This is a genomic window from Janthinobacterium sp. TPC_1 (genome assembly GCF_056037845.1).
In genome coordinates, this window is record NZ_CP195157.1 from 3,835,068 (window position 1) to 3,847,360 (window position 12,293).

Here is a 12,293-nt window from a genome sequence, read left to right on the forward strand (position 1 = left end):
CTTGCCGGGCACCAGACACACCGGGTCCTCCCAGGCGCAAAAAAAAATCAGGGCGGCACATGTCGCTTGACGGGTGTTTTTTGCCACGAACGTGGTCTAACCGGATATCGCTTGAAGGAGAGATGGCATGTCGGGATGCAATCACCGCATGCTGCAAGGCGTGTGCAAGGCGTGTGCAAGGCGCTCAGCAGGCGGCTGCAGCTCGCAGAAAAGATGCAGGCACCGGGTCCGCGCCTGTCCCGGCAGGGGAGGCATGCATGTGCCGGGACAGGCTTGCAGGCTGATTTCAGCTTGATTCAGGCCGCGTTCAAGGCCTGTTCCAGGTCTTCGCGCAAGTCGTCGATATGCTCGATGCCCACGGACAGGCGAAGCATGTCTTCGGACACGCCCGCCTTGGCCAGTTCTTCCGGATTGAGCTGGCGGTGCGTGGTGGACGCCGGGTGCGTGGCCAGCGACTTGGCGTCGCCGATGTTGACCAGGCGCGTAAACAGCTGCAGGGCGTCGAGCACGCGGGCACCGGCCGCGCGCGGATCTTCACCGGCAGCCAGCTTCAGGCCGAACGATAGAATGCCCGAGGCGCGGCCGTTCATGTATTTTTTCACCAGCGCGTGGTCCGGGTGGTCTTCCAGGCCAGCGTAATTGACCCAGGCGACTTTCGGATGCTGCTTCAGGTGTCTGGCCAGGGCCAGGGTGTTGTCGCAGATGCGGTCCATGCGCAGGGCCAGGGTCTCGATGCCCTGGATCAGCTGGAAGGCGGAGAGCGGAGAAATGGCCGCGCCCATGTTGCGCAGCGGGACGACGCGGGCGCGGCCGATGAAGGCGGCGGGGCCGAACGCTTCCGTGTAGACGACGCCGTGGTACGACACGTCCGGCTCGTTCAGGCGCTTGAAGCGCTCCTTGTGCTCCGCCCACGGAAATTTGCCGCTGTCGACGATGGCGCCGCCCACGGTGGTGCCGTGGCCGCCCAGGTATTTGGTCAGCGAATGGACGACGATGTCGGCGCCATGCTCGCTCGATGGGGCGGAACAGATAGGGACTCGGTACCGTGTTATCGACGATCAGCGGGATGCCGTGCGCGTGCGCGATTTCGGCCAGTTTCGCTACGTCCGTCACATTGCCCAGCGGGTTGCCGATCGATTCGCAGAAGATGGCCTTGGTGCGCGCATCGATCAGGGCGGCGAAGGTCTCGGGCTGGCGCGCATCGGCGAAGCGCACTTCGATGCCGATTTGCGGCAGGGTGTGGGCAAACAGGTTGTAGGTGCCGCCGTACAGCTGGCTGGCGGAGATGAAATTGTCGCCCGCTTCGGCAATCGTCTGGATCGCGTAGGTGATGGCCGCCATGCCCGACGCCACGGCCAGCGCGGCCACGCCGCCTTCCAGCGCCGCGACGCGCTTTTCCAGCACGTCTTGCGTCGGGTTCATGATGCGCGTGTAGATATTCCCGGCCACCTTCAGGTCGAACAGGTCGGCCCCATGCTGGGCATTGTCGAAGGCGTAGGCCACCGTCTGGTAGATGGGGACGGCGGCGGCCTTGGTGGTCGGTCGTCGGGGGTGTAGCCGGCGTGCACGGCCAGGGTTTCGATTCTCATGTGGTCTCCGGTTCTCGGTCTGCGATGGTGAAGCGTTTGAAATTCGCAGCCATTGTGCCATGCGCCCGTTAGCTCGATGCTACGCTTGATAGAATATTAAGTCATAAGCTAGTGCTGTCTTGATATAAGTCATGCAGCTCTTCCTGGCCGATAAACCGTTCATGCGTGCCATGCTGGGCGCAGGCGAATGCGCCGCCGATGGCGCCGCGGCGCATGGCGGCGTCGATGCCCGCGCCATCGAGCCAGGCATGCAAAAAGGCCGCCACGAAGGAATCGCCCGCGCCATTCGTGTCCACCACGGGCAGCTTCAATCCCGCCGTCGGAGTGTGGCGCACGGACGCGCTGCCCCGTTCCAGCAGGTAGGCGCCATCCGCGCCCGCCATGGCGATGACGGCTTGCGCGCGGCCTTCCGCGATTATCGCGCGCATGACGTCGTCCCGACGCTCGCCCAGCGCCGCCGTGCTGAGAAACACCAGGTCGGCGCGCAGCGCAAAGACCTTGTGGTGCGGGTTGACGCCATCCCAGTCGTGCAGATCGGTCGACACGGTGGTGCCGCACGCTTGCGCATCGTCAAACAGTTCGGCCACCCAGCCCATGATGGAAAAGTGCGCATGGCGCGCCGGCCCCAGGTAGGGAAGATAAAATGCGGCCGGCATGCGCAGGTCTTCCGGATGGCGGCCGTCGTACAGCGACATCCTGCGCCCCTGCGGGTCGACCAGGTTGACGCTGCGCCGCGTGCCCGAGGGCTCGACGAGATGCGAAAAATCGAGCTTGGCTTCCTTATAGCGCTGCAGGATGGCCGCGCCTTGCACATCGTCGCCGATGAAATCGATGAACTTGCAGCGCAAGCCCAGCGCGTGGCAACCGAGCGCCACGCCATTGCCCGTATGCGCCACGTAGTCGCGGATGGGGGGCACGTGCACGGAGTCGGCGACGGGCAATTGCAGGTCGGGGACGCGCACGATGGTGTCGATGCCGGCGCCGCCGACAACTAATATGTCATAGGTACTCATGGTGCAGCCTTTTCTAACAGGACGGTGCCGGCCGCGTTCACCGCGACGGCGCCATTTTTTACCAGGTAGGTTTGATTTGTATAAGCGTCGCGCAGCTTGGCGCCATCGGCGAACACGCCGTGTACCTTCAGTGAGAGCGCACCTTGCGCTTCGGGCACGGCGATGACGGCGTCGTCCTGCGTCACGCGGGCGAACGCATACGGTTTTTCATCGATCAGGCGATGCTCGCCGCGCGCCAGGGCAGGGTGGCGCAGCCGGAACTGGCCCAGCTTGCGCGCATGCGCGAGGGTGGCAGCGTCCAGCGACGACCAGTTCATGTCGGAGCGCGTGGCTTGCTGTTCGTCGCCGATGGGCGCCGCGCCGGGCTGGCGCGCGCTTTCATCGCCATAGAACAGCTGCACGCCGCCGGGCGCCAGCAGCAGCGCGGACAAGCCGTGCTTCAATTGATCGCGCGGGAACAGGCTGGTGTCGTGCGAGGAGATATATGACAGGATGTCGTAGCGGGGACCTGGGCCCTTGCCCAGCAAGCCCGCGTACTGGCGGTACACGCCGTCTATGCTTTTCCAGCCACCGCCGGCGCGGTGTTGAAAGTCGAAATTGATCATCGAGTCGAAGCCCGCGTCATGCCAGCTGCTGCGCTCGGGGCCGTGGCCCCACGCTTCGCCCGTCATCCAGAACGGCGCGTCATCGATCTTCTGTTCGGGATGGCGCGTTTTCCAGTCTTGTAATGCCTCCGTGGCCGCCGCGCGCAGGGCCAGCCAGCTGTTTGGTTCCACGTGCTTGACGGTGTCGGCCCTGAAACCGTCGACGCCGAATTCGCGCACCCAGTCGGCCAGCCAGTGCACCAGGTAGCCGCGCACGGTGGTGCCGGGCAGGGCGACGGCACGCGTGTCCGTCTTGCGCTGCAAAATCGGCGGCAAGCCCACGGCCTTGGCGCTTTCCGTGCGGAAGTCGGGAAGATACGCCAGCTGCATCGTGTAGTCGTCCTTGCCCCCATCGGGATAGCCGGGCAAGCCGGCGCGCACCCAGTCCGGGCCCCACCATTGTGCGAAATCAAAGTTGTTATAGTCGATGAAGCTATGATAGTCGCGCAGGGTGGCTTTTTCGTGGCCGGGCCATAGCACGGGCACCTTGTATTCGGCCAGGGTGCGCAAGTCCGCGTAGCCCGGGTGGTTCAGCACCACGTCGAACAGCACGCGGATGCCTTGCGCGTGGGCGGTGGCGATCATCTCGCGCAGTTCCTCGCGCGTGCCCATGTTGGCGTCCATGGTCGTGTAGTCGAGTGCCCAGTAGCCGTGGTAGGCGTAGTGCTGGAATTGCTGCTTGCCGCCCACCACCCAGCCGTGGATCTGCTCGTACGGCGCCGTGATCCACAGGGCGTTGACGCCCAGGTCCTTGAAATAGCCGGCTTTCAGCTGCTGCGTGATGCCGGCGATGTCGCCGCCGTGGAAGCTGCCGACATCGCCGCCTTGCGGGTCGGCGGCGCGGCCGTAACTGTGGTCGTTGCCGGGATTGCCGTTGGCGAAACGGTCCGTCACGGCAAAGTAGACGATGGGGTTGTCAGCGAAGCTGACGCTGCCTGCCTGCGCCGAAGCGCTGAGTAACAGGGCGGCCAGCGCAGTCAGGGAGCGTCGCATGGTCAGCCCTTTACGCCGCCAGCCGTCAGGCCGGAGATCATCCATTTTTGCGCCAGCAGGAACACGGCCGTGATGGGCAAGCCGGACAAAATGGCCGCCGCGGCGAAGTCGCCCCACAGGTATTTTTGCTCGTACAGGAACAGTTTCGAGCCGACGGCCAGGGTCAGGTTGTTCTGTTCATGCAGCAGCACGGACGCGATCGGGTATTCGATGATGGCGCCGATGAACGACAGCAGGAATACCACCATCAAAATGGGCACCGTCATCGGCAGCAGCACGTAGACGAAGGCTTGCCACTGCGTGGCGCCGTCGACCTTGGCCGCTTCCTCGATCTCGATGGGGATGGTTTGATAGTAGCCCTTGATGGTCCAGATATGCAGGGCGATGCCGCCCGTGTAGGCCAGCACCAGGCTGCCGTGGTGGTCGATGCCCAGCCACGGCACGTAGTTGCCCAGCACGTCGAAGATGGCGTAGATGGCCACCAGGGCCAGCACGGCGGGGAACATCTGCAGCAGCATCAGCGCCGACAGCGTCTGCGACTTGAAGCGGAATTGCATGCGCGCGAACGCATACGCGCAGGTGGTCGACAGCAGCACGGTGACGGTGGCGCTCATGCTGGCCACCTTGATGGAATTCCATAGCCACAGCAGCACGGGGAAGTCCGGCTCGACGAGGGCGCCGTTGGGCGCCTGGTAGGACATGCCCAGCGCCAATCGCCAGTGCTCGAAGCTGATCTCGGGCGGTATCAAGCTGCCCGAGGCGAAGTTGCCTGGGCGCAAAGAAATCGACAGGATCATCAGGAAGGGGAACATCACCAGTGCGATCAGCGCGATCACGGCGACGTGGGCCGCCAGGATGCGCCAGCGGTTGGAACGGTCGACAACGATAGCCATATGCTGTCCTTTATGCTTTGTTCATGCGCGTCAGGCGCATGTTGACCAGCGAAATCGCGGCCACGAGGAAGAAGATCAGGGTCGAGATGGCGGCAGCCAGGCCAAAGTTTTGGCCGGAATCCTCGAACGCGATGCGGTAGGTGTAGGACACGAGCAAGTCCGTCGTACCGGCCGGCAAGTTGGTGTCGAGGAAATCGGGACGCCCGCCCGTCAGCAAGCTGATTAGCACGAAGTTATTAAAATTGAAACCCAGGCTGGCCACCATCAACGGCGTCAGCGGCTTGATGATCAGGGGTAACGTTATCTTGAAGAAATTCGTCAGCGGTCCCGCGCCGGCCAGGGCCGACGCTTCGTACAGGTCCGACGGAATCGCCTTGATCAGGCCCATGCATACGACCATCATGTAGGGGTAGCCGAGCCAGGTGTTGACGATCAGGATCATGGCCTTGGCCAGGGTGGTGTCCGAGAACCAGGCGGGCTTGATGCCGAACAAGGCGTCGAGCACGAGGTTGATTTCGCCGAAGTTATTGTTGAACAGCCCTTTGAAGACCAGGATGGAAATGAAGCCCGGCACGGCGTACGGCAGGAACAGCAGGGTGCGGTACAGGCCGCGGAAGCGCAGCGCATCCCAGTTCAAGAGCACGGCCAGCACCATGCCCAGGCCCGTCGTGGTGGCCACGCTGATCAGCGCGAAAACGATGGTCCACACAAAAATGCGCAGGAAGGGGCCGCGGAACGCTTCGTCGGAGAAGATTTTCACGAAGTTGGCGAAGCCCACGTTGACCTTGAAGCCCGGTTCCAGCTTGGTGCCATCCGGCATTTCATAAAAGCCCGTCTTGAAGTTCGGTGTCACGAGTTCGCCCGTGGCGACTTTTTTGAGGGTCTTGTCGGGGAGTTGCTTGTAGACATGCGCGACGGGGCCGAATTCGCGCAAGCCCACCATGCGCAGCTCGATCTTGTTCGGCAGCACGAGGGTGAGCAGCTTCAAATCCTTTTGCAGGGCGATGATGTCCTTGATGGGCAGCGGCGGGGCCAGCACGGGCGCTTGCACGGGGTCGGCCGGCGCCACGTCCACGTTCAGGGGCACGGCGCGCTTCAGGGCCAGCGGCGGCGTCAACAGCACTTCGCCCGTGTCCGGGCTTTCCAGGCGCAAACGGTATTCCTTGTTGTCGGCATGCACGGTCATGGCATAGCCGGCGCTTTCCACGCGCTGCGTCTCGTCGAGCAGGTATTGCGTGGCCCTGTCGTAGGTGAGCAGGTTGCGCGAACTGAAATTGGTAAAGCCGATCGACACCGTGTACACCATCGGCAGCAGCACGAAGACGATCACCGCCGTGATGCCGGGAAACAGATAACGGTAGGCATAGGCGCGCGGCGACGTGAAGACAAACGTCGTCAAGGTCAGCAAGCCGAGGAAAACGGCGGCCAGCATGGTCTGGCCGGAAATGTACAACATGAAGAGCAGATACAGACCCAGCGCCATGCTGATGGTCAATACCGTAGGGCCGATAAACTTGCGCACGATGGGATACCTGTAATGATACGTAGGTCGGATCAGGCCCAAAGGGCCGTAATCCGACAACATTGTTGGCGGCACATGTCGGATTACGCGCTACACGCTAATCCGACCTACGCTCAATCAAAAGATGGCTTAATTGGCGGTCGTAATCCGCTTCGCCGCCGCGTCCAGGCCATCCTTGGTGCTCTGGCGGCCTTGCGTGATGTTTTCCAGCGCCGATTGCATCGACGACCAGAAGCGGCCCATTTCCGGGTTGTTCGGCATTGGGCGGCCCGCTTGCGCGCTTTCCATCGTCGCCTGAATGTTCGGATTGGCTTTCAATTCCGCGAACAGCACTTTATTAGCTGGCGTGCCCAGCGGGACGTCGGCGTTGATGGTTTTCAGGCCATTGAGCTGCAGCATCTGGTTTTCCAGGAATTCCGTCGCCAGGTCCTTGTTTGGGCTGGCTTTCGAAATCATCGCGCCCAGCACGCCCACGAACGGGGTGGCCGTCTTGCCGGCCACGGTAGGAATCGTTGCCACGCCGTAATTGATCTTCGATTTGCGCGCATTGTCCCACGACCATGGGCCGTTGATCATCATGGCGATCTTGCCCTGGTTGAAGCCCGCTTCCATCTCGGCATAGCCGGCGCCCTTCGGCATGGCGCCGCTGTTGATCAGGGTCATCAGTGCATTCACGCCCGCCTGCGAACCGGCATTGTTCACGCCGGTTTTCGCCGCATCGTAGCGGCCATCGGCCTTGACTTCAAACGGGAAGCCGCCGCCCGCGCCCAGCAGTGGCCACGTGAAATAGGTATTCGTGTAATCCCACAGGATGGCTTTCTTGCCTTGCGCGGAAAGTTTCTTGTCCAGCGCGGCGATTTCTTCGAAGGTTTTTGGCGGGGTCGGCACCAGGTCCTTGTTGTAGACGAGGGCGACGGCTTCGATGGAGATCGGGTAGCCCCAGGTCTTGCCGCCCACCGTGAAGGCGTTCCACGCCAGCGGCAGGATGGCGGCGCGCGCTTCCTTGCTTGGCGTCACTGGCTGCAGCAAGCCGGCGTCGATCCAGCCGCCGATGCGGTCATGCGGCCAGATCCAGATGTCCGGGCCCTTGCCGGCGGCGGCCGCCTGCTGGAATTTGTTCGGCGCATCTTCAGGGTGCTCGACGACGACCTTGATGCCCGTCTTCTTGGTGAATTCCTCGCCGACCTTGGCCAGGCCCTTGTAGCCTTTGTCGCCATTGATCCAGATCAACAGGGTGCCTGCTTCGGCCGCGTGCGCCATGCTGACGGCGGCCAGGTTGCCGATGCCGGCCAGGGCGGCGGCGATCAGCGTGGTTTTGATGAAGCTGCGTTTCGGGTGCGTGAAGGACATGTCAATCTCCAGTATCTTTTTTTATGCTAAGTTTATGTTGAGTATCAAGGCTGAAACGATGCAACCAGGCCAGGCGGCGCCTGTAGCGCCTGGCCCCTAAAGCGGATAGATCAGGTACGGGTCTGGCCGTGCTCGTCGAACACGTGGACGCGGGCGGGCGCCACCTGCAGCGCCACGGACTGGCCAATCGCCCAATCCGTATCGGCATCGGCGCGCACCACCAGCGGCTCGTCGCCGCCAGGCACGTGCACATACAGATAGCTGATGTCGCCCAGTTTTTCCACCGCCTGCACTGTGGCCGTGATGGCGGCAGTGGCGCCGGGCGCGCATGCCTGCACGTGCTCCGGGCGCGCGCCGATGGTGACGGGGGTGCCGCTGGCCAGCGGCTGCGTCAACGCCGCCTGCAGCATGCCGCCCGCATTCGTGGCGATGGTGGCCACGCCGTCGACGTAGCTGTGGATCTTGCCTTTGATGAAGTTCATGCGGGGCGAACCGAGGAAGCCGGCCACGAACAGGTTGGCGGGATGGTGGTACAGCTCCAGCGGCGCGCCCACCTGTTCGATGCGGCCCGCGTTGAGCACGACGATGCGGTCGGCCAGAGTCATCGCTTCGACCTGGTCATGCGTGACGTAGATCATGGTCGAGCGCAATTCGCGGTGCAGATTCGCCAGTTCGATGCGCATCTGCACGCGCAGCGAGGCGTCCAGGTTCGACAGCGGTTCGTCGAACAGGAAGACGTCGGGCTTGCGCACGATGGCGCGGCCGATGGCCACGCGCTGGCGCTGGCCGCCCGACAAATCTTTCGGTTTGCGTTCGAGCAAAGGTTCGATGCGCAGGATTTGCGCGGCGCGCTGCACGGCGTCGGCAATTTGTACCTTGCTCATGCCGGCCAGTTTCAGACCGAACGCCATGTTTTGCGCCACGCTCATGTGCGGGTACAGGGCGTAGCTCTGGAACACCATGGCGATACCGCGTTTGGCGGGCGGCACGTCGTTCATGCGGGTCTTGCCGATGAATAAGTCGCCGCCGCTGATTTCTTCCAGGCCGCAGATGCTGCGCAGCAAGGTTGACTTGCCACAACCCGACGGGCCCACGAAGACCATGAATTCGCCATCGGCGATCTCCAGGTCGATGCCGTGCAGGGTTTGCACGTCGCCATATGCCTTCTTCAGCCCTGCTAATTTCAGTCCTGCCATGTCGTCCTCACTGTGTCAATCCGTCCCCGCTGATGCGCGGGGCTCGTTATTGTAATTGGCGGCATGGCCGCCAAAGGGTACTGTTTAAGCGTGCGTGCCGAACCAGCCGCCATGCGGTGGCAGGCTGATCTGTTGGCCATCTTTGCTACCTGGCAAGCCGTGACCGGCCAGATCGCTCGCTGGCGCCGCGTCAGGCCAGGCGAAGGTGACCGCTTGCGTGCCCAGGTTGAAGGCGGCCAGCACGGACGGTTGGCCCGGCAAGTCGCGGCGCAGGGCCAGCACGGGTTCCGGCGCATCGAAGAAGACTATATCGCCGCGCAACAATTGCGGCTGGGTGCGGCGCCAGGCGAGGATGTTCTGCGCAAACTGCAATGGGGAAGCGGCATCGTTTTCTTCCACGTCAACGGCGCGCGCCAGGTGCTCCGGCGGCACGGGCAGCCAGGGTTTGGCATTGCTGAAGCCGCCATGCGGCGCGTCAGATACCCATGGCATCGGCGTGCGGCAGCCGTCGCGGCCCTTGAACTGGGGCCAGAACGGGATGCCGTAGGGATCTTGCAGCGCCTCGAAAGGAATGTCCGCTTCCGTCAGGGCCAGCTCGTCGCCCTGGTACAGGCACGGTGTGCCTTTCAGCGCCGCCTGCACGGCCAGCACCACCTTGGCCAGCGACGGCGACGGGTTCTCGCCGCCCCAGCGCGTCATGACGCGCACGCTGTCGTGGTTGCCCACGGACCAGGAAGCCCAGCCGTCGGCCACTTGTGCCTCGAATTCTTCCACCTGGGTGCGGATGTGCGCGGCGGAAAACTCCGCCGTCAGCAAGTTGAAACTGTAAGCCATGTGCAGCTTGTCGGCGCCCGTGTAGGCGGCCATGGTGGCCAGCGCATTGTCGTCGCCCACTTCGCCGATGGAAATGGCTTGATATTCGTCAAGCACGGCGCGCACGCGCTGCAAATAGGCGATGTTTTCCGGCTGCGTCTTGTCGTACACGTGCGCCTGCATGCCATACGGGTTGATGGCCGACACGCTGCTGGCGTCGCGCTGCGCTGCTGGCGGATTGTCGCGCAGCAACTGGTCGTGATACGGGAAATTGCAGGAATCGAAACGGAAACCGTCGACGCCGCGTTCGAGCCAGAAACGCAGGTTGTCCAGCTGCGCCTGCTGTACGGCCGGGTTATGGAAATTCAGGTCGGGCTGGCTGGCGAGGAAATCGTGCAGGAAGTACTGGCCGCGGCGCGGCTCCCATTGCCACGCGGAACCGCCGAACACGGACAGCCAGTTATTCGGCGCCGTGCCATCCGGTTTCTGGTCGGCCCAGACGTACCAGTCGGCCTTGGGATTGTCGCGGCTGGAACGGCTTTCCACGAACCATGGGTGGACGTCGGACGAGTGCGACAACACCTGGTCGATCATCACTTTCAAGCCCAGTTCATGGGCGCGCGCCACCAGGCGGTCGAAATCGGCCAAGGTACCAAACATGGGGTCGACGTCGCAGAAGTCGGCCACGTCGTAGCCGAAGTCTTTCATCGGCGACGTGAAGAAGGGCGAGATCCAGACGATGTCGGCGCCCAGGGCGGCGATGTAATCGAGCTTGGAGGTGATGCCGGGCAAGTCGCCGATGCCGTCGCCATTGCTGTCGAGGAAGCTGCGTGGATAGACTTGGTAGATGACGGCGCTGCGCCACCAGTCAGCGGGCAGGTGGGCGAGATTGTTCTGGATGGTCGGCATGAATGATTTCTTAAAAGTTGCCTGTAGCCTTGGCTATCAGGGCGCGCTGCTGGTTGGTAGGCGAACGTCTTATTTTAAAATTCAAAGCGCTTTGGGTATGAAATGAGTATAGTTCAAAGCGCTTTGAAAAGTAAAGCGATACACGCGCCAGACATACGATTTTTTTATGAGGGTGATTCAGGACAACAAGATGGCACCGCCGGCCAGGCGGCCGGCGGTGCCGGGGGTAGGGAAATGGCTAGTGCGGCACGGGGCCCGCCGACTCGCCCGGCAACAGTTCGCACGGCCACAGTTCCTGCAGGTCGGTGACGGGCGTGCCGTCCATCAGGGCCAGCAGCATGTGGATCATCTTCGCGCCGGCGCCGCGCGGGTCGGGCTGGACGACGGTGGTGACGTTGTGGCCGGCCAGCGAATCTTCCATCACGCCCCAGACGATCAGCGACATCTCGCGGCCGATGGCGATGCCCGCGTCGAGCAGGGCGCGCACGGCGCCCACGCCCGACATGTGATTGTCGACGATGACGGCGGTGGGGCGGGGCGAGCGGGCCAGCAGGCGCTGCATGGCCTGGTAGCCGGCGCGGCGGTCGTGTGCATTGTCGACCAGGTTGTCGGGATCGACGGCGAGGCCGCCCGCCTGCATGGCGTGCTGGAAACTCTCGACGCGCTGGCGCACGAAGTTCAGGTCCGGCGTGGCGCTGATCAGGCCGATGCGCTGGTGGCCCAGCTGCGCCAGGCGCTCGACGGCCAGGCGCATGCCGGCCTCGTTGTCATAGTCGAACCATGCGTGCGGCTGGTTCAGCTGCGTGCGGCCATGGGCGACGAACGGCATGCCCTGCTGGGCCAGGTAGGCGATGCGCTCGTCGAACGGTTTCGTGCGCCCGACGATCAGCCCGTCGATGCGGCGGCCCTTGACCATGCGTTCATAGGTGTGGAATTCATTGGTGGCCGAGGCGGGCGCGATCATCATGTCCATCTGCTGCGCTTCAAGCGCCTCGGACATGCCGCCGACGATATCGATGAACATGGGGTCGGCCAGGTCGTTCGGCATCAGCGGGTAGATGATGCCGACGATGTTCGTGCGCCCCACGGCCAGGCTGCGCGCCATGGGATTGGGGCGGTAGCCGGCCGCCTGCGCGGCGGCCAGCACCCGCTCGCGCGTGCGTTCGCTCACTTCCGGATAGCCATTCAAGGCGCGGCTGACGGTGGTTTCGGATATTCCTAGCGTTTTGGCGAGATTTTTGAGGTTCATGGATGCTGCGGTTGGGGTCTATCCAGGGTGGGTCGGGAGCGATGCGGTGCGATGACGGGTAGTTTATCTGATAAATGCCGGATTGATCAGGGTCATGGCAAGCGGCGGCGGCGCCCAAAAAA

8 protein-coding genes and 1 pseudogene are annotated in these 12,293 nt (G+C 63.1%); all 9 read right to left on the reverse strand.

All coding sequences use genetic code 11. The features are described from left to right. Nucleotides 1-296: 296 nt before the first annotated feature. The 9 genes and pseudogenes from ACQVLG_RS18850 to ACQVLG_RS18890 all read right to left on the reverse strand — a co-directional run bounded on the left by ACQVLG_RS18850 (nucleotide 297) and on the right by ACQVLG_RS18890 (nucleotide 12,171). Nucleotides 297-1,589, reverse strand: a pseudogene (locus ACQVLG_RS18850) (O-acetylhomoserine aminocarboxypropyltransferase/cysteine synthase family protein). A gap of 101 nt (nucleotides 1,590-1,690) precedes the next feature. Further along, nucleotides 1,691-2,602 (reverse strand): carbohydrate kinase family protein, encoded by a 912-nt coding sequence (locus ACQVLG_RS18855; RefSeq protein ID WP_474290602.1) that lies wholly within the window; start codon nucleotides 2,600-2,602, stop codon nucleotides 1,691-1,693. Further along, nucleotides 2,599-4,239 carry an alpha-amylase family glycosyl hydrolase gene (locus tag ACQVLG_RS18860; protein WP_474290603.1) on the reverse strand — a complete coding sequence of 547 codons (1,641 nt, stop codon included), beginning with the start codon at nucleotides 4,237-4,239 and terminating at the stop codon, nucleotides 2,599-2,601. The genes ACQVLG_RS18855 and ACQVLG_RS18860 overlap by 4 nt, the downstream gene beginning before the upstream one ends. Nucleotides 4,240-4,241: 2 nt before the next feature. Further along, nucleotides 4,242-5,132: a maltose ABC transporter permease MalG gene (gene malG / locus ACQVLG_RS18865; RefSeq protein ID WP_230540917.1), complete on the reverse strand. Its 891-nt coding sequence runs from the start codon at nucleotides 5,130-5,132 to the stop codon at nucleotides 4,242-4,244. Nucleotides 5,133-5,142: 10 nt separating this feature from the next. After that, a complete protein-coding gene (gene malF / locus ACQVLG_RS18870) occupies nucleotides 5,143-6,654 on the reverse strand; it encodes a maltose ABC transporter permease MalF (RefSeq protein ID WP_474290604.1) in 1,512 nt (503 codons plus the stop codon). Nucleotides 6,655-6,783: 129 nt separating this feature from the next. After that, nucleotides 6,784-8,004: a maltose/maltodextrin ABC transporter substrate-binding protein MalE gene (gene malE / locus ACQVLG_RS18875; RefSeq protein ID WP_474290605.1), complete on the reverse strand. Its 1,221-nt coding sequence runs from the start codon at nucleotides 8,002-8,004 to the stop codon at nucleotides 6,784-6,786. Nucleotides 8,005-8,114: 110 nt separating this feature from the next. Beyond that, the gene (locus tag ACQVLG_RS18880; RefSeq protein ID WP_474290606.1) at nucleotides 8,115-9,200 is read right to left on the reverse strand and encodes an ABC transporter ATP-binding protein; all 1,086 of its coding nucleotides are present in this window, start codon (nucleotides 9,198-9,200) and stop codon (nucleotides 8,115-8,117) included. A gap of 84 nt (nucleotides 9,201-9,284) precedes the next feature. Continuing rightward, the gene (locus tag ACQVLG_RS18885; protein ID WP_474290607.1) at nucleotides 9,285-10,922 is read right to left on the reverse strand and encodes an alpha-amylase family glycosyl hydrolase; all 1,638 of its coding nucleotides are present in this window, start codon (nucleotides 10,920-10,922) and stop codon (nucleotides 9,285-9,287) included. Between the two features lie 238 nt (nucleotides 10,923-11,160). Further along, on the reverse strand, nucleotides 11,161-12,171 hold the full coding sequence (locus ACQVLG_RS18890; protein ID WP_230540912.1) for a substrate-binding domain-containing protein: 1,011 nt from the start codon (nucleotides 12,169-12,171) through the stop codon (nucleotides 11,161-11,163). Nucleotides 12,172-12,293 lie beyond the last annotated feature (122 nt).